Here is a 21,227-nt window from a genome sequence, read left to right as displayed (position 1 = left end):
ATATTGCTTTATTGTCAGGGTAATATAAATCATGATTGCACATGTTCGGTATAAGAACTATTTAGCGGAAAAAAATCGCTGTTATTTAAGTGTTAGACGTATCATGGCAGGAGCGTTGTTAATGGTTTTGCTAATTACGTCAGGATATTCGGGGGCAGAAGACGTTGCTAATCTCGAATTCCGTGGCAGCCTTATTGAGCCACCACCATGTAATCTGAATGAAGAAGACACTGTAAAAGTTAATTTTGGAAATAAAGTTGGTGTGAAAAGAGTCGCTTCCGGAAACTATCGTGAACCTATTCCGTTAACGCTGTTATCTGAAAGTTCCGATAATATTTCTGCATGGCAGTTAACGCTATCTGTTAGTGGTAATCCAGCTAGTTTTGACCCTGATAATGCCACGGTCGTCACGTCAGAGCGTGAGGCACTAGGCGTGAAACTCTATGCCGATGGAAAACCGTTCGAGCTGGATTCGCCCGTCAAGGTGAATGGTAATACCTTGCCCTCACTCGAAGCGGTATTAGTTCAGAAAGAAGGTGAGACGCTCAATGAAGGGGAATTTACGGCTCATGCAACCTTGCGGGTAGCCTATGAATGAGAATCAACCACTGACAGCAGAGGCTGGTGCCGGTTAGATAATCAGCATAAGCATGCGCTCACTTTGTTCACCTCATATCAGCGATATGCCATTGAGAAAACATCGTGAACGGTACCTGCGAGTTGATGAGTAGCTTAGGGCAAGCGGTCTATTTGATTAGGACATTGCCGCCCTGGTGCAGGCATGTTGGACCCTGTGAGCAATTTTGGCTAACAACTTGCTAATGCTGTTAAATAATGAGGATCTAACGTGAAACTACTAGCAGCAGCAGGGATCTACTTACTGGCAATAATGAAGTGTGCATATGCGATTGAGTACGAATGGCCAATTGTGAGTGGGGTCGATGTGACCTTAACGTCCTCAAACTCCGCCACCTATGTAGTGCACTTTGAAAAAACCACTATCAACGACCCGACGATCACAAAAACGACCACTATGCTACAAGCGGCCCGCGCACACGGAATGCCTGAAATTCAAACGTACTCGTACGTCATTTATCACCGCCATAATAACGACAGCCACCCCGATGACCCAATTGCCAGTTATGTACAAGTCAGCTCCGCTTCAACCGGGGTCAACTTTGCTAATTTCGCTGCCGACATTACAAGCCGCACAGCAGGGACGACGCGGACTCATTATCATAGTGGATCCTCGAACGGATCTGAATGTGTAGGTGCCACATTGACGGCGGGCGGACAGGGGAATAGTTATTACACTTGGCTTTCCAGAACGTGGAACGGAGGGGTACAGGGGGGATGCATCGGTACCCCACCAGTTAATCAATGGTGCGCCTTGACGACACCGGTACTCAATGTCTCCTACGGGACTTTAACAGTTGGAGAAGCCGAAGGCTTCTCCCGTGTCGCCAGTGTGCAGGTAGAATGCACTACGGGGATGAAGTACACCTTGCGCTTGCCTACGGGCGACCAGCGGATAGCGCTGAACAACGGCGGCACCGCAAGTATTGCAGCTGATGGCCATGCTTTGGGTGAAACGCTAGAGGGACAGGCTGGGGAAAATGAGGTTAACCTGGCTGTGACTCTGCACGGGCCTTTTGAACGCACCGGGGCATTCGAAGGGTCAGGCGTTCTTTTTGTGTCTTATCCTTAGGTGTGGGTGCCAGTCCATGCATCAAATGGCTTTAATCATTGGTGGTGACTTAGCGAAGGGCGCGCCGCAGTCAAATAAAATTGAGGTTTAACGTAATACGGAATAAAAACTTTTAGAAATTGCAAATAAAATAACTGAAAAGTGGGCAAAAAAAAATTTAGCAGTCAACTACTCACCGATAAATACAAAGTCAAGAAATTCCGAGGTGAGGGAATAGTAAGATTTTATTGCTTTTTTCATGTATTACTACTGGAAACGGATTTGCATCGGATGCTGAAAATTTTTAATTCAAAGGACCGTTAATTGTACCACTTCCTTGTGATTTGAGCGCTAAAGGTGCAACTAAGATTAATTTTTTTGACGGCGTTGACGTAAAGAAATTCGCTTCATAAAGCTATCGAAAATCTATTACTGTAACATTAAATTTCAATGAGGATAGCAGTCATTCGACCTGACAGTTAATGATCTCTGTCATTGGAAAGCTAGCTAATTTTGACAGTAGCAAAGCCATGATCGTAGCACCGGAACCTGACAAGCCAGGTGTTAAACTTTACGCCAATGGCAAGCATTTTATGCTGGATTCCGTTCTTGAAGTGAATGGTGTTCCTTACCTGCTTTTGAGGCCGTGCTGGTTTGGCAAGAGAGGGCAGAATTAAAAGAAGGCGCGTTCATGGCACGCACGACATTGCGGATCGCCTATAAATAAGTTATGTCTGTTGACGGTAAGTTATTATTCATTAATGTGCTGGGCTTGAAAGTATTAAAAGTAGAGGAAACTGTAAACAGTAAGGAGTTATAGCAAGAATGTGTTTTAAGATATAAACCATTACACAGGAAACAGGAATTTAGTTAATAGGCAGCTCACATTTATAATTAATAGGGGAAGGTTCTAAAAGTGATACGATGAATTTTATGTCCTCTTATCTCAGAAGTTTGACATTTAGTAGATTACTAGCTTGTCCATTTTACTCGATAAATTAATTCTTGGGTTTGTTTTATGCTGCGATTTTTATTGTTAATCCTAAATCTTTTGGTGAGTTTTACTATAGTCTCGCCTGCACACTCTTCCAAAGGTGAACATCTAAAAACCATTGAACTAAGGAACGTTGTTATCACAAATGAGGGAGCGGAAAGTAAAGTGACGGGAGAATATTATACAAGGGTTTGGCCCTATGATTCGGATCGGGAAAAATATAAGGCAAAATATTATATATTATTTGTGTATGCAGGCGAACACCGCATAGATGCGACTGAAATGGGAGGGCCGTCACATGTCAACACCTCTGACTGCTCATGGTATAATTGCGTTGCAAAGAAATGGGGAGAAGCACATGGATCAAGTGGAAGTTTTAATTTTAAAGTACAAGCTGGAGGATACGGTGGTGTCACATCATTGTGTTTTTATGGTCGCGATGGAATAAGCAATAGCTGGGGAACTGGCGGCGGCTGGGGACCCATGTTGACCCCCGGAGGCGATTCTGCCTGTTCTTATTCTTCTGGCGGCAATGGTGGCACGGTGGTTAATAAAGACTGGTGCGCTTTATATTCAGATGTTACGCTGTCATTCGATTTTGGTACTCTGTTAAAGAGCGAAATTAAAAGCGCTAAGAAATCTAATAATCTTAAAGTTTATTGTACTCATGATAAATCTTATAAAATCAAATTAAAATCCACTATCGTTTTATCAAATGGTATGGACGTAACTCTGAAGGCTGATGGTAAAGATTTAGGATCTACGCTTAATGGAGTAAAAGGAGACAGTACTGTTGAAGTAAGTGCGACATTAAGTGGCACCCCTCAAAAAACAGGGGCTTTCACCGGTCAGGGAATTTTATATGTTGATATGCCATAATTCTTAGTCTGTTTGTAAATGGATTTCAATTTTGATTGGTAAGGAATCTGAATCGACATTTTTAATTCAAGGTTTGATTTTTTAGAATGTTGGTGTTTACTGTCAGGTTTTAATTGTTCTTGAATAAAATAGATTTTCGGGTATGTCTAGAGTCTGCGTGAAAATATTAACGAAACAGAAGCTATAACTAAAATTTTCTGATTTTTTATCCCTGCATGAACACCACCTCCTATGGAGGTGTTCAGCAATAAGTTGGCTCTGCCAATAATGCTACTCATGGGAAAATCCGAATCTGTTATCCCCATAACTGATAAGGATTTAACCATGAGTAGATTCCAGAAAGCATCTCATGTGCTCTGGTGTTGTCAATATCGTATCGTATGGACGCACAATTACCGATTTCGCATTCTTAGGAACAATGTTGGTAAAGAAGTCTACAAGCAGATAAGGATCTCAAGTGAGCAGCTCGGGATAGAAGTGTTAGAGCTGAATGTTCAGATAGATCATGTCGATCTACTGATAATAGTCCCGCCACGCCTTTCTATTTCACATTTGAAAGATAAAACAGCCCTCAGGCTGTTCAGCAAATTTCCCTACCTGCGGAAGAACAAGCTGTGAGGAAATCACTTTTGGGCACGGGGTTACTGCACAGATACCGTAGATATAAATGAGGAAATGATAAGAAAGTACGTGAAGTATCAGGAAAAGCATGAAGTTGAAGAGAGCCAGTTTCGACTAAAAGAGGTGTGAAGGGAAGGCTCTCAGAGTCTGGAATTAGTACGCCCCTATGGGGAGTTATCAATGCCACCTGCTATGCAGGTGGTTTTTTACATTTTCACTTTAACAGCGGAGACAGAGAAGTTATAGACGAAAGGAAACTCAAAGCTCTTGCATCTGAACTGGCTAAATATTTTGAAATCGCATCAAGCTTCAATCAGTTGTAACGCGTGTACACGAAATTAACGGTTTAAATGGTACTGAATACTGCATTAACTGACCATATCGGGCATAAAAATAGCCCCAAAAGCTTGATTGTTATTCATAAGTAAAGACAGGTGTAGAAATTTCTGATCTATTTAGTATTTCATTAAAAAAGTAGGGTCACGTCGTTATAGATATTTAACAAGTTATCAATGTTATTAGCCAGCTCCTGAGCTAACCCTGGGCACAAAATCAGTGCTGTGCTAAATTAGGAGTCTTCATGTCTCTGGGAAAACCGGATAAACTTATCCGGAGTCATCATTATTAAATGATGAATATTTTTTTTCATGATTATATTCTCTGTGCTAGTTGTCGAGTTTGTTCTGCGCATCATCAATCGACAAAAAAGTGAATGTTTAGTTGGTCGTCCCACAGGCTACCGTTAAAAAATTAATAAATGGGTTATCTATGGTTTGCCGGGGCGAGAGAAGTCCATTGTCACGCCGTGTTCATGGGCCCATTTATCCAGTAACCAGGAAATAAACCCGGTGACGTTATGTGTCTGAATGCGCATCAGTAGGCGCTTATTCAGCACCCAGAGCGATTCAATTACGCTGACCACATCCTCGCTCTTCAGCGCCTTTCCAGCATTCAACGTCAGACATGCACGATTAAAATTATTTACTCAAGTTAGCGCTGCAGATTAAACCTATATTCAACACGAAATACATACGAAAGCACGGATCGTGGTGAATCAGGTCTGGACGATGCTGGTGATGCGGTGCGCTGACATGACTGTAGGGGGCGGCGTAGATTCACGCCTTACAGACAGTAAATACGGAGGGTTTCACATGATTACTTGCCAGCCTTCCTGCCGTAACTGAAGATGAATTTACTAAAAGTTCTTTCAAAAAACATCACTAAAACTTATCATTAATAAGAATTTTCTTAGGATAAAGACGATATGAAAAAGGCAATCGCAGTCATTTTATTAGCATTCGCCCTCACTGGATGTGGAGAGCCTAAGATCGATGGTTCTTCAGAAGAGGCTTTTAAGACATCGCTTCAAAAAGTTCGAGACTCACTCGCGGAAGATAAACGCGCCGCGTTTAACGATGCGATTCAGGTTGTCGCCTTCAGCCAGGTCAGCATGAAAGAGCTGATGCAGGCGGGCAGCGGTGACGAAGGCGGACGTGCCCTGATTGATAAAAAGATTAAAGGCGCGCTGGCTGGCAAGACCGGTGAAGAAGTCATTGAGTATGCAGATAAGATCAAAAAAGACCGCACGGCCAACTAAGTTGAGCGCGTTTTTATCTCAGACCAGCCCGTTGCGGGAGGTCTGATTTAACCGTTGCTGCACAAAAGAGGCCTGTTTTACAGGCCTCTTTTTTTATGCCATTAATTCATGCCAGCCATAACGAAACAGTGGGACTTGTTCTTTACTGGCGTAGTGCCAAAGGTACGCGAGTCATGCTGCAGGGGGAATTTTAATGGTGACGTTGCACTGGTTGAATGCATCGGGAAGCCTTGCTTCCTGTCGCGAAGGGATAGAAGCGAATATCGATCTTGCGATATCACGCATAGCTACCCAGCTTACGCTGCCCGATATCGACGTTCTGGTGCAAAGAACGACGTTCGAGGTAATTGAGGAAATGGGCTTTTCAGGCAGAGCCTGGGGACCGCATCTGATGTCATTCTATCTTGATACTGACAGCCCAAATTTGCAGAGCAGCCTGGCGCGTTATGACCTGGCTCGGCAGTTCGCGCATGAGACGCACCATTGCCTGCGTATGGCGGGCACGGGATATGGTTTTAGTCTGGGTGAAGCGCTGGTTAGCGAGGGGCTTGCCGGGCACTTTGCCAGCATGACTTTTGGATCGCCGCCAGAAATATGGGAGTGCGCCGTTGGCAAGGAAAGATTAAAAAATCTGCCGCTCTCTGATGAGCTTCTCAGGTCACAGTCATACAACCATGCTGAATGGTTTTTCGGGCAGGGCGATCACCCCCAATGGCTGGGATACAGTCTGGGCTGGCACCTGGTTGATGCGTGGTTACAAGCCGGTAGCCGAAGTCTGGATGAAAGGATTAATGTTGAGGCCGACGATGTATTGGCGTTTTTACCAACAGTAATCGATTAGCCGCTTTGCATAAAAACGATAAATATTCCCGTATGGATAAATAACGCAAACCTTCTTCTACTGGTTACCGTCATTACGATGTCTTGCGGCAAACAAGCGTTGCGTGATCCCACCACGTATTCTGATTAACTGAGAAACAGCTAACGTTAAAACCAGCGGCTGCTATTTCCGCGGTCAACGCTTCCAGCGGTTTCAAGGTGCGCCAGGGCGTGCCGTCTTTCAGTAACAGATGCTGGACGCGGTCATAACAGATATGATCACCCAGGTGTTTGGGCAAACCACACATGCTGCTGATAATTAAAGCCCCATCACGGGTTAATACACGGCGCACGGCCTTAAGGCAATCACTACGCTGTGTTCCCGTCAGGCAATGAAAGCAGCTGCCATCAAATATCACATCAAACTGAGCATCTTGATACCGGGAAAGATCACATACATCACCCCGGTCAAAATGACCGACCAGACCCGCTTGACTGAAACGTTCTCGGGCCCAGCGGATGGCGACGTCTGAGATATCGACCCCGTAAATGACAAACGATCTGCTGGCAAAATAGTGGGAGGCCATGGCGCCATTACCACAGCCAAGCTCAAGAACGGTTCCACTGTCGGGAAGGCATGGCGTTTCTTCAAGCTGATGAAGCACCTCGTTTAGCTGCTGCCAAGCCCGCGTGAAGCCGCTTCCTGTCCAGGCTTCATAGCCTCCATTTTTGAGGTGCTGATAGATATCGTCATAGCTTTCCACACTAACGCAACGCCTCCTGTCATTATCTTATGGCTGTTTTGACTCAGCCTGCCTGGGCGAATGAATTTAACATTTTGACCACTTCTCAAGCGCCTGACGCTAAAGTGCTTTACCCAGGTGAATCGCCCTGAGTACTGTTACTGCCTGTCTGTTCACTCACTCGCTATTATGATCCTGCTCACTGCTGCTTACTGGATAAGACGTATTCGGCCGCTCGTCGGCATTTTATTACTGATAAGTGCGGCCAGCCAGGCACAGTCCGGAGACCGGCGTGTGGTGACTCAGCCGCGCCTGCCGCCCGTCTGCCAGCGGCTAAGTGCTGGCTCTGATGTCAATGTGGCACAGGTGATTCAGCAGGCGCTGGATACCTGCCCAAAAGGTAACATGGTGATGTTACAGCCTTCCAGCCAGGCCAGTGTGTTCTTTAGTGGACCGTTGCAGGTGCCCTCGGGCGTGAGTCTGGCGATAGGCAAAGGCGCGGTGCTAAAAGCGATTGCCGATCCACATTTATACGATAACGGGCACCAAACCTGTGGCGCACTGGATCGTCAGGGGAATGGATGCATGCCCTTTATTACCCTGAAGCATGCCAGAGACAGCGGTATTTACGGCCAGGGTATCATTGACGGTCAGGGCGGCACCCTGATGACGGGGCAATCTCAGACCTGGTGGCAGCTGGCAGCCAGCGCCAAAAACAGTGAAGATAAACAAAATGCGCCTCGCCTGATTCAAATCGATGACAGCAGCGATATCACGCTTTATCAAATCACCTTGAAGAATGCGCCTAACTTTCACGTGGTGATCAGTAACAGTCAGGGCGTTACTTTGTGGGGCATTACGATCGCTACGCCCGCCACGGCGCGCAATACCGATGGCGTGGATCCCATGGGGTCGACGGATGTTTCCCTGATTAACAGCGATATCAGCACGGGCGACGACAACGTGGCGATTAAGGCAGGCAACGCGCCGGCTGCGCATATTTCGGTACTGAACAACCATTTCGGTGCCGGGCACGGCATGTCAATTGGCAGCGAGATCAACCGTGGCGTCAGTGAAGTGCGGGTGGATGGACTGACGCTAACCGGCACAACCAATGGTCTGCGGATTAAAAGCGATCGCTCACGCGGCGGACGAGTAAGTGCCGTTCATTATCAAAACATCTGCATGGACAACGTTGAAAACCCGATAGTCATGGATACGCATTACGATCCCCATGTTAGTGGTTCACTCATACCAAGCTATCAGGACATCACGTTTGAGCATATTCGTGCGGGCAACGGAAAAATCACCTTGCTGGGCTACAGTGACGCCTTGCCGCTGGTCATCGCGTTAAAAGATGTCTTGATTGGCGCACGCGCCCAGGTAGAGCAGCAACATGCCGTTATCCACGGCGGATTTACGCGCACCAGCCAGAGCGGGTGCCCGTAAAACGTAGCGGTGATGGGACGACGGGGGTTAGCCCTTCGGCTTGACGATTTTTGCGGGTTTAGCGTTTTTTTCAGCCGTCGTTACGTTCTCCGAGGCAGACTGATCGCTGTCTGCCGGTTCGCCGTACAGATGGTTTGCTTTGTCGTTTGGCCAGGCTTCGATAGCTGAACAGCTGTAGGTGTAATTGCCCAGCGCCAGTTTATAGCGCAGCACGTTTTTATCGTCATAGGCCGCGCCCCAGATAACATCCAGTTCACTGTCGTGGGTTTCAATCATGTTTTTCGATAGTTGATCAAACTTCACGGGGACAAATCTGGCATAACTATTCGGAACGTTAAACGCCACGTTGGATATAAATAAATCCAAATTATTGTTTTGTTTGTTTTTTAATCCCAGCAACATCCTGCCATCGGTGTCTTTTGCCAGTTGCAGTTGGATGCTCTTGCCGCAAAGCTGATGCCCACTGGCAGGCAGATTACCCAACAAAGGTGCGCCTTTGGCGAGAGCACTGCCTGAAATCAAGCCTGTCACCATTAGTGTTAGTAACGCAGTCATAATGTGTTTCATAAGGTCCTGTATCTCAATAAAAATAATTATCAGATGGCACAGCCTGAATGCGTTAACGGTTAGTGTTTTTGATCTGTTACAGGAAAAGAAGCAAGGTGCGGTTATCGGCGGAATTTACCTGCAGGACGATGTATTTTGTCGCGGCTAATCGTATAGGCACGATAAATACCGCTGGGGGTAAAATCAGGAAGACGCCATCGGTCAACAGCGTGACTTCCTGATATATCATGTTAGAGCATGAGCTTAATCTGCTGTTCGAGTGTGATTTGATCCCTGGCGAACAGCCGGATACCTTCGGCCAGTTTTTCTACTGCCATGGCATCCTGGTGATGCTGCCAGAGAAACTCAGCCTGCGTCATTGGGCTAGGGCGGGTTTCAGTGACGCAGCCAGGATGCAGTTGACGGATGAGTGGCTGCTGACTGGCAGTCAGTTCGTCCAATAGTGTGGGAGAAATGGTGAGTCGGTCGCATCCGGCCAGTGCCTGGACCTGTTCGAGGCGACGGAAGCTGGCCCCCATGACCACAGTCTGGTAGCCGTGCGTTTTATAATATTGATAAATCTGCTGCACAGATTTAACGCCAGGATCGTTCTCAGGCAGGTAATTCGTCTGGGGCTGATGTTTCTGAAACCAGTCGTAAATGCGCCCCACAAAAGGGGAAATTAAGTACACGCCAGCTTCTGCGCAAGCTCGTGCCTGGGCAAAAGAAAACAGTAGCGTTAGGTTGCAGTTAATCCCGCTCTGCTCAAGTTCCTCGGCTGCACGAATCCCTTCCCAGGTCGCGGCCAGCTTAATCAGTATGCGTTCGGGCTTAATACCGTTCTTCTCATACATCTGAATCAGCTTGCGCGCTTTGGATACGCACATACCACGGTCCCACGCAAATCGCGCATCCACTTCAGTGGAAATACGTCCTGGTACGTAACGTAGCACTTCAGTGCCAATGTCCACCGTAACCTGATCGCAGGCATTAATCAATTGAGTTTCGGCGCTCCCACCCTGGCGGCGAGCCTTGCCAATCGCATCTGCTATTAATGGCTGATACTGTGGCAATTGGGCAGCTTTCAATATCAGTGAGGGATTCGTCGTGGCATCCTGTGGTGCGAATTTTTTTATAGACTCAATATCACCGGTGTCAGCGACGACGACGGTAAGGGCTTTCAGAGCATCTAGCTGATTCATAATTTGTTCCTTGTCGTGTATTCAGTCCTGAACATGCTGGTGTTCGTAGTAGTCGATTCGTTCTACTTTTGGCGCGGAGCTACCGCCTTCATATTCTGCGGCGAGCCAGGCTTGAATGATTTTTTTACCCAGCTCGGCACCAATGACCCGCGAACCCAACGTGATAATTTGGGCGTTATTGCTCTTCCTCGCTCGTTCGGCAGAAAAGGTATCGTGGCACTGAGCGGCGCGAACACCAGGCACTTTGTTTGCTACGATGCTCATGCCAATACCCGTACCGCAAATTAAAATGCCGCGTTCGAATTCCCCCTGACGCACCGCTATAGCGACAGCATGAGCGACATCAGGATAAAGCGTGCAGTCGCCATGTTGATCGCTACTGTAATCCACCACCTTTATTCCTCGTTCATTTAAGTAATCCACAATTGCATCCCGAAATTCAAAAGCAGCATCGTCTGCGCCAATAGCAATTTTTTTCATGATGTGAACCCTTTATCTGTTAAGTGTTTTAATTTGTGAATTAATAAAAAATGATGTTGTCGCCAGCGTTTATTACAGCCGGTGTCGTGCCACGTAAATGTACGGTACCGGAAAGTTCAGCTAAATCTGCACTGTCAAAACTCAATGTAATATGGCCCAGTAGCTTAAAATTGTGTGTGGCGATGTCTCCTACCGCGGTAATAATATAGGCTGTATCGCTAATTTTAATTATCTGGCCAGGTGCAAGTTCTTTCTGGCATTCTGTTGCTTCATGAATAGCGCAATAACGGGCAAGCTCAGCGGGTACGGTATTTGAAAACAGGATGAGTTTGTTTTCCTGCAAAGACTCCGCGACAAAATCACCCACTGCCGTAATATGTAACGAACAAAAAGGCTGCATGCTATTTTGTCCCCTCGGTTTCGCTCACCGGCAACGGGGCATTTTTACTGTCCGGGCCCTGAGCCAGAACCGTTTCCGGATAGCGTTTTTTTAAGCGCTTATCAAAAAAAGCGACCAGAACCGGCGCGGTAATCATGGTAATGATGCTCGCCGTTGCCAATTGAGCGGTTGCAGCGTCGACATAAACAAGCAGGGAGGGATCGGCCTGAGCAACCATTGCCGGCGTGAGTGCCGAGCTAGCGGCAGTTGTTCCCAGAGCTGCACCCAAGGCGGTTTTCTTTTTCAGGAACAAGTTATAAAGAAAATAGAAGATAAGTGCGGTCAGCGCCGAAATCATCCCCAGAAGAATACCCGACAAACCAGCAGTGAACACGGTATTCAGACTGGAGTTAGCCCCGATAGCAAAAGACATAATAATGATCACCAACGGCTGCGCCGAGGCGCAGAGTTGCTTAAAACGCTCGTCGATATTCCCCCACAGCATACCGATTAACAGCGGTATCAGCATGGAAAGCAGGGCGGAAAACGGGATATTTGCCAGCCCACTCACGCCCAGTACCATCATGGTAACAAACGGGCCGTCTTTGATACAAAACACCGAAATAGCACCGGCATCGCTGGGATCACCATAGTTGCTGCACAAAGCAATATACAGTGAGCTGTTGGAGCTGGTTAAGCAGGCGACAAGCGCTAAAGTAGAGATACCCAGGAATCCTTCTGGCCCAAACAGCGTACCGGCTGCCCAGACTGCCAGCGCACCAGCCAGACACTTCAAAAACAGCAGTACGCTGCCTTTGTATAGTGGCAGGCCTGCCTGCTTAATATTAATGGAGGTACCGCAAATTAACAGAAAAATACCCATCATGGCGCTGGAACCAACTTTAAATAGCGCAGTGGTCGGGCCGCCAATATTTAATGCGTCAGGTGAAAAGGTATTAATAAGAATGGCTGCAATTAAGGGGATAATAATTAATCCACCCGGCACTTTATTCATTTTATCCAGGATATTAATGTTCATAAGTGACTCGCACAGTTGAGTAGTGTTGGATTTATTAACGAGGTAATACCACTCTGACAACAATTACATCGTGTTATTTTATCTGCTGGCTTCTTTATAAATACGTTCTACAATAGTGCTGATGATATTTTCTGGGCCGGTGAGTCCACCTTTTCCAACACACGTCAGTCCAGCATAATCACCGCCGATAATCCGCACCATGTCGGTTTGTGGAATAACGTAGTCAATCATTTCGATACCGGTAGCCCCTAATTCTTTCAGGACGTTCACCATCGTATCGCCCCCGGTCATATATATACCTTTAATTGTCTCAGGTGCCTGATTAAGGACTTCCCGGACAATAGAACCTAAACCATGGTTAATATTTTGTGCTGCCTGACCATGTGACAGGCCAAAGCGCTGTTCTTCCTGTTTCAGGTCCAGTAACCGTCCGGTTAATGCTGATTCGAAGACAAACAGTGCATTGCGTTGTTCTGCCATGCACCTGCAGGCATATTGCACCACGCGATTCACCTCAATGTCTGCAGCATTTTCACGGTCCACTAACAGCTCCGCATCCACAGGAATATGGCAAACCCGCTTGTCGTTATCGATCAGGTGCTCAAGCTGCTTTTTCGTTACGGGGGTTGCACTTCCGGCGACGATCAGCACCGATCCGCGCTGTTGATCGACGGCTAAAGTATTCTGCTCATTAGCAGATGTTTCATGCATCAGACGGCGATGCCGGGCGAGTCGCTCAGTAAAGGGGCCCGGATCGACGGCCAGCACATTCCAGTTCAGCAAGACCACCGCTGCGGCAATTGCATCAACATCTTCCAGCGTTATTGCGTCTACTACGATAACTCGTAGTCCACGTTGCTGCTGGTCCCGTAAATCCTGTTGAATCTGATTAACACCTTTCATGACCGACGCCAGGGCGATATGCCCTACCTGGTGATGCGTTTGTGCGGCCAACAGACCTGGAATCCAGGATTCGGTCACCGGTGTACGAACGTCGCGGGCGACATCGGTGCAGGACAGAGCGACTGAATCAATAACGGAATATCCGCCAACCAGAATACGTCGTGATTGCGGCATAGCTGGCACGACAATTGCCACCGTTTCATCGGGAAGTTGCTCCAGCATGGCGTCAATTTCAAAGCCGATGCCGCCACGTAGCGTGGTATCGATGCGTTTAGTAAAGTAGTGCGCACCTCGAGCCTGCAGTTGCTTCACCGCCGCACTGACCTGCAACTGTGCTTCGGCTTTGGGTAGAGGACGACTGTCGCTGCTGACCACCATGGCAGGGTAGTCGACTTCATTGCGGGCAAAGGAGTCGGTGTCAAAAAACGCAGCGGTTTTTAATCCACTGCGTGCCAGCAGCACGCCCACCGTTGTCGCGCCGGTAAGATCGTCGGCGACGATCCCTAGCTTGCCACCTTCACCCTGTGGCCAGACCATTTCGATGCAGGCTGGGGTTACGCCAGAGACATAGATCTCCTCATGGATAAACTCAGCCAGCGGTCCGCTTTTACCGGTAGGATGTAAATTAATCGTGGGAATACCGCGTTTTGGATAAAGCCCGCAACGTAAGGTCCCGCCACAGTCTATAACCATGACACCGATCTCATCCTCGGGTGGTTCACCATGCTTAAACACGTCAACGGCAGGCCAACCGGTTAGTTCGCACAGTCGCTCGACTACCGGGGGACACATGCCTCCGGTGATATAAGCAATTTTTTTATTCTGGCCTGATGGAATCGTTAGCGGGCCACCCCAGCCTTTACTGCCTTTACCGATTAACAGATGTTTTTCCATTTCTCTGTCCTCATTCTCTGCCTGCCTCCGCGTTTATTGATTTTTCATTTTCCAATAACGCGCGGAAACTAAAGTGGACTCAATCATGCTGACGGTGCCTGCTTTACCGGTGCCGGCAATATCAAAAGCAGTTCCGTGGTCCACAGAACTGCGCATGAAAGGCAGGCCAAAGGTAATAGTGATTGAACGTTCAAAGTCGAGCGTCTTACAGGCGATATGACCCTGATCGTGATACAGCGAGAGAATGGCGTCGTAACGGCCTTGCTTACCCAGATGGAATACGGAATCTGCGGGTACGGGCCCGATGGCATTAATGCCGATTGCCTGCGCCGCCTGTACCGCCGGGATTAAGTTGTCCGCTTCTTCATGACCAAACAACCCATTATCAGAAGCATGGGGATTAAGTGCTGCGACCGCGATGCGCGGGTGTTGAATATTGAGTGCCGTGAATTCATGATGGATTTGTTGCACACAGGCCAGAACGCGTTCTTTATTGGCATAATCACAGGCTTCTTTCAGCGGCATATGACGGCTGACAAAAAAGACCCGCAGATTCTGGACGTGAAACATGGTCAGGCCATAATCCGACCGGGTTTCAACCTGATAAATCTCGGTGTGTCCGGGTAATTTGCATCCGGCCAGCTTGATGGCTTCTTTGTGAATCGGTGCTGTTGACACCACATCTATTTTGCCCGCCATGCCCAGATCTATCGATTTCATGACGTAGTCCAGTGACATCTGGCCAGCCAGTTGCTGTACCTTACCCCACTCAATGCTGTCGCAATCGTAGTCACCTGTTTCAAGTACATCCAACGTTCCCCAGCGGAACAGTGCATCATCCGGGCTGGAGATGGGATGAATGGCGAAGTCGCACCCCATTATTTTCATTGCGCGTGTGATAATCGGTACGGAACCAATCAAAAACGGTTTGCACTCCTCGTAGACGCCTTTGTCCATCATGGTGGCGACAGTTATTTCCGGGCCAATTCCGGCAGGATCACCAAGCGTAATAGCGACAACGGGTTTTTTCTCATGCGACATTAGTTACCTCTCATAGTGAATCATCGGTTTGTTCAAATGAACATGTTGTAAACATATGAACAGAAACTTACCCGATGGAAAGGTGGTTATTAGTGATTTTTGTCACATTAAAGTGATGGTGAAATTATTTAATCAAAATTTGTGATCTAACATATGATCAGTTGATGAGAAAAAGAACAGTCTTGTGGGGAGAAGACATTTAACCTTCAACCCTATGGAGAATATCGATGAAGCCTGTTTGGTTAGGAACCAGCTGGAAAATGAACAAGTCGCTATCGCAGGCCAGATTGTGGTGTGAAACCCTTGCGGCGCAGCTCCCTGAGATCATGCATCCCTCACTCCAACCCTTTGTTATTCCGCCATTTACCGTCCTGCATGCAGTAAGTGATTTTATGCAGCACCATAAACTGCCCTGCCTGACAGGTGCGCAGAACATGCACGAAGCGGAAGAGGGTGCATGGACTGGAGAAATATCGGCTGCGATGCTCACTGAGGCGGGGGCTGACATGGTGGAACTGGGACATTCTGAACGCCGGGCTGCCTTTAATGAAACGGATGGGACTATTAATCTGAAGGTACAGCGCGCCTTGCAACATGGATTAAGGCCGCTTATCTGTATTGGCGATTCTGCAGATGAAAAGCGTTGGCAGGTTTCACGTGAAACAGTAGTACGCCAGATGAAAATTGCGCTACACAATCTTACCCCACAGCAGGCGCTAAGGACGTTGATAGCCTATGAACCGGTATGGGCGATAGGCGAGCATGGCACACCTGCAACGCCACAGCAGGCAGGTGAAATACATGAGATATTACGACTCACATTGTGTGAGTCTTTTGGTTATGACGTCGGGCAACGTGTTCCCCTGTTATACGGTGGTAGTGTTAATCTGGAAAATTCGGTGGCGCTTTTGCAGCAGCCGGAAATAGATGGGCTTTTTATTGGTCGCGCGGCTTGGGATGCGGGTGGATATTGCAGCATTGTTCAGCGTGTAGTACAGGAATTTATTGTGAAGTCAAAGTAGTATTACAAACAAATAAGATATGGAAATAGCCCGTGATGACTGAACAAGACTCAGACTATGCAATGCTGACCGAAATAGCCGTTGCTTATTACGATCAGGAACTAACACAGGAAGAGATCGCCCGCCGGTTTGGCATCTCCAGGGTAAAAGTGGGTCGCTTGCTTAAAAAAGCCCGCCTGGAAGGAATTGTTGAGATTAATGTGAAGTATCATCCGGTATTCAGTTCCCAGATAGAACAGCAACTTATCTCACATTTTGCGATAAAACGGGCGCTGGTTGCGCTGGATCATCATGACGAAGATGAACAACGTCAGCAGGTCGCCGCGCTGGTGAGTAATTATCTGGCGGGCGTGCTAAAAAATGATATGACTGTAACGGTTGGGCAGGGCCGCAATGTCGCCGCTGTGGCTAATCATGTAGGCATCTTTCCTGAACGCCACTGCCGTTTTATTTGTGGGATTGGCGGCACCAAACGTGACAATCAGCTGATTGATGCTGACCACATCAGCCGAAATCTGGCGAGAAAATTCAATGGTTTCAGTGAAACGCTGTATGCACCTGCTTATGTAGAAACCCCTGCGCTGCGGACAGCATTTATGCAGAACCGACTGATTAAAGCCACGCTGGAGCAGGCAAGTAAAGCTGATGTCGCTTTGATTGGTTTGGGCGATATGAATGAAAACAGTTTTATGGTGCAGTTGGGCTGGTTTTCTCCGCAGGAAATTGCCAGTGCGCGCCAGCAGCAAGGTGTAGTGGGCGATCTTGCCGGTTACAGTTTCTTCAATATCCAGGGCAAACCGGTTGATACAGTAATGAATGATCGGGTTATTGGCCTGAGTCTTGAACAATTACGTGCTATTCCCTGCGTAATCGCTATCGCCTCAGAGAGTACCAAAGCAACCGCCATACTGGGTGCATTGCGTACTGGGGTTATTGATGTGCTGGCAACCAGCGCATCCAATGCGCGATCGGTTATAAACATGCTGAAAACGGTGTAGTTGACTGCCAGCCTGCTGTCTGAGGCAGCCTGGCAGCGATTCCAATTCTCCTCTGCCTTGGGATATACACAGTGCTGTCTTAACGGATAGCGGCATCGGTTTCAGACTGGATGTATTCAGGACAACATTTGGAAAGCGCAATGCCGACAATCAATGATGTTGCCCGGCTGGCCGGTGTTTCTACCGCTACGGTATCCCGGGTTATAAATCAGACGGCCTGGGTTGAACCTGTGACGCGTGAACGTGTGGAAAAAGCCATGCGTGAACTCAACTATCGACGCAATGCAGCGGCACTGGCACTGGCCAGACGCAGTGGCAAAATGCTGGGGTTATTAACGGGAAATCTGGCAGATCCCTTCTTTGCTCATCTTGCTAAAGGTGTTGAAGCTGTTGCGCGCAAGCATGATTACAAACTATTAGTTTGCAGTGGCGGACACGATGCCAGAAAAGAAAAAGCCGGTCTGGATTTTTTAATCAACCAGGGTTGTGAAGCGATGGTGGTGCATGCCAGCCAGCTAAGCGACGCAGAGTTGATTCGCTATAGCGCGCACTTTCCCGCATTAATAATACTTAATCGTTATATCGCCGCATTTTCGCATCGTTGTGTCTGGCTTGAAAACTACCAGGCTGCGCTAACCGCGACTCAGTATCTTCTTGACAAAGGACATCGCTTTATCGCGTGCGTGACCAGTGATATTCCTATTACGGATCGGCAGGAAAGGCTTAATGGCTATATTGATGCCATGAACAGGCAAGGCATCACACCTGAAAAAGAGTGGATCATCAGCGCGCCTTTTACAGAGAAAGGGGGAGAGCAGGCCGGATATCATTTGTTAAATAGCCACGTCCCGTTCACTGCTGTATTTACCTTCAATGATGTTATGGCTGCCGGTATTTTGCGGATATTGCATCAGGAAGGCTGGTTATTGCCGGGTCAGATGTCGGTGATGGGATTTGACGATGTGGCACTTGCCCGATACTTATATCCGGCGCTGACCACGATGCATTATCCGATTGAATCAATGGCCCGCCGTGCAGCATTACTGGCTATTCGTTATAGCCAACAACTGACGGTCAAGCCGGTCATGAATGCCTTTACCGCCAGGCTGGTGCGCCGTCAGTCTGTTTGTGACATATCCCTGAATTAAGCCTAAATATGTGATTTACATCTCGACTTTTAATCTCATGTAAGCGCTTACATGGGGTGCTTGCCGCCATCACGTTTATTTCGGCTTAACGTCTTTAATCTAAAGTCTCCTTTCTTATCTGGAGAGTTAATATGAACGTAACGCAACCCAGGAAGACGCTAACCTTTGGCCTGGCTTTAATTCCAATAGTGTCGATGCTTACATTACTGATTATTGGTTATGGCGTCATGGGATTAAGGATTGAACCTTTACTTCTTTTTTCTGCTGCAATCACTGCTGCTATAGCCTTATGGCAAGGTTACGGATGGGAAGACATTATCAACTCTGTCGTTGATAAGCTGGCTAAGGCGATGCCGGTTATTCTGATTTTAATCTGTGTAGGTGGATTAATAGGGACCTGGATGTTTAGCGGTACGATTCCTTATATGGTTTATTGGGGGCTGAAACTTATTAGCCCGCAATACATCCTTATTGCCGCATTTTTTCTGACCAGCGTGGTGTCGGTCTGCACCGGAACTTCATGGGGCTCAGCCGGAACGGTAGGGGTGGCACTTATGGGGGTAGCCGCTGGCCTGGATGTGTCTTTGGGCGCTGCTGCTGGCGCGGTGGTTTCAGGTGCCTATTTTGGCGATAAAATCTCTCCGCTATCTGATTCAACTAATTTTGCCGCCATCGTAGCGGAAACGACTTTATTTGAGCATATTCAGCATTTGCTCTGGACGACGATCCCTGCCTTTATTCTCGCTGCCATTGTTTACCTGATCGCTGGACACAGTGGCATAACGAGTGAAATCGCTACCCCGCAGCGGGTGGCGGATATTATTAATACGTTGGAGAACTATTATAGTTTCAATTTGTTGTTAATCATTCCTCCGATAGTGGTTTTATGGGGGGCAATTCGCAAGATGCCAGTTATCCCTTTAATGCTGAGCGCCTGTTTGCTGGCCGTTGTTCTCGGGGTGATATTCCAGGGATTTAGTCTCAAACAGGGACTGGATGCGTTCATGGGGGGCTTTGCGATGAACATGTTTTCAACTGACCATTCACTTATCGTTGCTGATGTTCCCCGATTACTTGAGCGTGGGGGGATGTTGTCGATGATGTCTACTATTCTGCTGGTCTTTTGCGCCTTCTCCTTTGCGGGGGCGCTGACATTAACGGGGGCGTTAACGGTCATCATTACACGTTTGTTGACGGTGATTCATTCTGTTGGTCATTTAATTGCAGCCACCATTGCCACCACCATTTTGGTTACCGGGGCCACGAGTGATGGAAAATTGGCTTTACTGGTACCCGCTGAACTGTTCAAAGATGCCTACCGTAAAATGGCGTTGGATACTAAAAACCTGTCCAGAACCATCGAGGATGCTGGCACCGTAATAGAGCCTTTGCTGCCCTGGACATCTGCCGGCGTTTACATGGCGACCACCCTCGGGGTAAGTACGTTAGAGCTACTGCCTTGGGCTGTTCAGTGTTATTCCGCTCTCTTTTTCGCGCTGTTTTATGGTTTTACCGGGATAGGTATTGCCAGGCTGGCTGGTCCATCAACTGGCGATACTGAGGCAAAAAAGGAGAATAGTGATGCCATTTAACCAAATAATAAACCGGCGAAATACAGGTTCAGTGAAGTGGGACTTTGCCGCAAAACATCTTGGTGAAGACGCTGAAGAAATGCTTCCTATGTGGGTTTCAGATATGGATTTTGCTGCTCCGCCGCAGGTCATTAATGCGCTGGTGCAACGTTGCCAGCATGGTGTGTTTGGATACAGCGACCGTGATCAGACTTACTTTGACGCAATGCTTAACTGGTACGCAACCCGACACCATCTTCATCTGAAGCAGGAGTGGATATGCACTACGGAAGGCGTGGTTCCCGGATTATCTCTACTGGTACAGATGCTCAGCAATGAACAAGATGGTGTAGTGGTTCAGGGGCCCTTTTATGGCTCGTTCGAGAAAATTATTAGTCTGAATCATCGTCAGTTACTGAATAACCCGTTAATCAAGACGGGAGAATCAGAATACCTCATGGATTTCGAGCACCTTGAGTCGCTGTTTAAACAGCATCGGCCACCTTTAATGATTCTGTGTAATCCGCATAATCCTACGGGACGCTGCTGGCGCAAAGCAGAGTTATGCCAGTTGCTGACGCTGTGTGAGGCTTACAACGTTATATTATTATCAGATGAAATCTGGGCGGATTTGGTGTTACCGGGCCACCAATTTACCTCAGTTTTACATCTTGGCGCTCGCTGGCATAGCCGGGTTATCTCGGCCACTTCTGCCAGTAAAACGTTTGGCCTTTCCTCGTTACGGCTCTCAAACTTTGTCATTCCCGATGCGCAGATACGTGACAGGTTTGCTGCGCGTCTCAACGCCCATGGCCTTGACGTGTTTAATGCCCTGGCATTATGCGCCTCAACGGCGGCCTGGCAGTCAGGTGCTGACTGGCTTAATCAATTGCTTATCTGTATTGCCGCAAATCGCGCGTGGTTTGCCGAACAGGTGGCAGAGCATCTGCCCTGGGCAAGGGTTATGCCCGCTGAAGCAACCTATCTGCTGTGGATTGACTGCAATGGGGCAGGACTGGATGACCAGCAGCTCAGAGCGGTAATGATGCATACCGCAGGGATTGCCCCCTCCATGGGCTACCAGTTTGGGCCGCAGGGTAAGGGATTCATCCGGTTAAATCTCGGCTGTCCACGAGATTATCTGCGGCTGGCGCTGGAAGGATTAAAGAAAATCCGGCTTTGACATCCCGTCAGGCCAGTGGTCATCATTAATCC

The 21,227-nt window shown here is 47.8% G+C and carries 20 protein-coding genes and 1 pseudogene; 12 read left to right on the top strand and 9 right to left on the bottom strand.

Annotated features, from left to right (window positions below; genetic code table 11):
- Positions 1–31 precede the first annotated feature (31 nt).
- From CMR03_RS15365 to tnpA, 4 genes and pseudogenes are all read left to right on the top strand, one after another.
- A complete protein-coding gene (locus tag CMR03_RS15365; RefSeq protein WP_244181389.1) occupies positions 32–598 on the top strand; it encodes a fimbrial protein in 567 nt (188 codons plus the stop codon).
- Positions 599–847: 249 nt separating this feature from the next.
- The gene (locus CMR03_RS15360) at positions 848–1,708 is read left to right on the top strand and encodes a hypothetical protein (RefSeq protein ID WP_096011939.1); all 861 of its coding nucleotides are present in this window, start codon (positions 848–850) and stop codon (positions 1,706–1,708) included.
- Positions 1,709–2,705: 997 nt separating this feature from the next.
- Complete coding sequence (locus tag CMR03_RS25045) at positions 2,706–3,560, top strand: hypothetical protein (RefSeq protein WP_128604216.1); 855 nt, start codon at positions 2,706–2,708, stop codon at positions 3,558–3,560.
- Positions 3,561–3,884: 324 nt separating this feature from the next.
- A pseudogene (gene tnpA / locus CMR03_RS15340) lies at positions 3,885–4,310 on the top strand (IS200/IS605 family transposase).
- Positions 4,311–4,947: 637 nt separating this feature from the next.
- Here tnpA and CMR03_RS25255 read toward each other — a convergent pair.
- Positions 4,948–5,103 (bottom strand): hypothetical protein, encoded by a 156-nt coding sequence (locus tag CMR03_RS25255; protein WP_158087015.1) that lies wholly within the window; start codon positions 5,101–5,103, stop codon positions 4,948–4,950.
- Between the two features lie 342 nt (positions 5,104–5,445).
- Between CMR03_RS25255 and CMR03_RS15335 the strand changes: the two genes are divergently transcribed.
- Positions 5,446–5,778 (top strand): DUF6694 family lipoprotein, encoded by a 333-nt coding sequence (locus CMR03_RS15335; protein WP_063878722.1) that lies wholly within the window; start codon positions 5,446–5,448, stop codon positions 5,776–5,778.
- A gap of 193 nt (positions 5,779–5,971) precedes the next feature.
- A complete protein-coding gene (locus CMR03_RS15330; protein ID WP_096011935.1) occupies positions 5,972–6,619 on the top strand; it encodes a DUF2268 domain-containing putative Zn-dependent protease in 648 nt (215 codons plus the stop codon).
- A gap of 73 nt (positions 6,620–6,692) precedes the next feature.
- Here the strand turns inward: CMR03_RS15330 and CMR03_RS15325 are convergent, their stop codons facing one another.
- Positions 6,693–7,361 carry a class I SAM-dependent methyltransferase gene (locus CMR03_RS15325; RefSeq protein ID WP_096011934.1) on the bottom strand — a complete coding sequence of 223 codons (669 nt, stop codon included), beginning with the start codon at positions 7,359–7,361 and terminating at the stop codon, positions 6,693–6,695.
- Positions 7,362–7,634: 273 nt separating this feature from the next.
- On the opposite strand from CMR03_RS15325, the gene CMR03_RS15320 reads away from it, so the two are divergent.
- Entirely contained in the window at positions 7,635–8,789 is a 1,155-nt protein-coding gene (locus tag CMR03_RS15320) for a glycoside hydrolase family 28 protein (RefSeq protein ID WP_244181388.1), read from the top strand.
- A 27-nt stretch (positions 8,790–8,816) separates the two neighbouring features.
- On the opposite strand, the gene CMR03_RS15315 is transcribed toward CMR03_RS15320, so the two are convergent.
- From CMR03_RS15315 to pdxA, 7 genes are all read right to left on the bottom strand, one after another.
- Positions 8,817–9,344 (bottom strand): hypothetical protein, encoded by a 528-nt coding sequence (locus tag CMR03_RS15315; protein ID WP_241567196.1) that lies wholly within the window; start codon positions 9,342–9,344, stop codon positions 8,817–8,819.
- 242 nt (positions 9,345–9,586) lie between these two features.
- Positions 9,587–10,537, bottom strand: coding sequence for a transaldolase (gene tal / locus CMR03_RS15310; RefSeq protein ID WP_096011932.1), 951 nt, complete (start codon positions 10,535–10,537; stop codon positions 9,587–9,589).
- 21 nt (positions 10,538–10,558) lie between these two features.
- Positions 10,559–11,017 (bottom strand): ribose 5-phosphate isomerase B, encoded by a 459-nt coding sequence (gene rpiB / locus CMR03_RS15305; RefSeq protein ID WP_096011931.1) that lies wholly within the window; start codon positions 11,015–11,017, stop codon positions 10,559–10,561.
- 40 nt (positions 11,018–11,057) lie between these two features.
- A complete protein-coding gene (locus CMR03_RS15300; protein WP_096011930.1) occupies positions 11,058–11,417 on the bottom strand; it encodes a PTS glucitol/sorbitol transporter subunit IIA in 360 nt (119 codons plus the stop codon).
- 1 nt (position 11,418) lies between these two features.
- Positions 11,419–12,435, bottom strand: coding sequence for a 2-keto-3-deoxygluconate permease (locus CMR03_RS15295; RefSeq protein ID WP_096011929.1), 1,017 nt, complete (start codon positions 12,433–12,435; stop codon positions 11,419–11,421).
- Between the two features lie 78 nt (positions 12,436–12,513).
- The gene (locus CMR03_RS15290) at positions 12,514–14,232 is read right to left on the bottom strand and encodes a four-carbon acid sugar kinase family protein (protein WP_096011928.1); all 1,719 of its coding nucleotides are present in this window, start codon (positions 14,230–14,232) and stop codon (positions 12,514–12,516) included.
- Between the two features lie 33 nt (positions 14,233–14,265).
- Positions 14,266–15,273, bottom strand: a complete 1,008-nt coding sequence (gene pdxA, locus CMR03_RS15285) for a 4-hydroxythreonine-4-phosphate dehydrogenase PdxA (RefSeq protein ID WP_096011927.1) — start codon at positions 15,271–15,273, stop codon at positions 14,266–14,268.
- Positions 15,274–15,500: 227 nt separating this feature from the next.
- On the opposite strand from pdxA, the gene CMR03_RS15280 reads away from it, so the two are divergent.
- The 5 genes from CMR03_RS15280 to CMR03_RS15260 all read left to right on the top strand — a co-directional run bounded on the left by CMR03_RS15280 (position 15,501) and on the right by CMR03_RS15260 (position 21,195).
- Entirely contained in the window at positions 15,501–16,295 is a 795-nt protein-coding gene (locus tag CMR03_RS15280; protein WP_096011926.1) for a triose-phosphate isomerase, read from the top strand.
- A 35-nt stretch (positions 16,296–16,330) separates the two neighbouring features.
- A complete protein-coding gene (locus CMR03_RS15275; RefSeq protein WP_096011925.1) occupies positions 16,331–17,293 on the top strand; it encodes a sugar-binding transcriptional regulator in 963 nt (320 codons plus the stop codon).
- Between the two features lie 140 nt (positions 17,294–17,433).
- Positions 17,434–18,441, top strand: a complete 1,008-nt coding sequence (locus tag CMR03_RS15270) for a LacI family DNA-binding transcriptional regulator (protein WP_096011924.1) — start codon at positions 17,434–17,436, stop codon at positions 18,439–18,441.
- A 131-nt stretch (positions 18,442–18,572) separates the two neighbouring features.
- Positions 18,573–20,033, top strand: a complete 1,461-nt coding sequence (gene nhaC, locus CMR03_RS15265; RefSeq protein ID WP_096011923.1) for a Na+/H+ antiporter NhaC — start codon at positions 18,573–18,575, stop codon at positions 20,031–20,033.
- Positions 20,023–21,195 carry a MalY/PatB family protein gene (locus tag CMR03_RS15260; RefSeq protein WP_096011922.1) on the top strand — a complete coding sequence of 391 codons (1,173 nt, stop codon included), beginning with the start codon at positions 20,023–20,025 and terminating at the stop codon, positions 21,193–21,195. The genes nhaC and CMR03_RS15260 overlap by 11 nt, the downstream gene beginning before the upstream one ends.
- Positions 21,196–21,227 lie beyond the last annotated feature (32 nt).

Origin of the sequence: Pantoea allii (assembly GCF_002307475.1) — a bacterium.
GTDB classification, from domain to species: domain Bacteria; phylum Pseudomonadota; class Gammaproteobacteria; order Enterobacterales; family Enterobacteriaceae; genus Pantoea; species Pantoea allii.
This window is presented reverse-complemented; position numbering and strand designations above follow the sequence as displayed.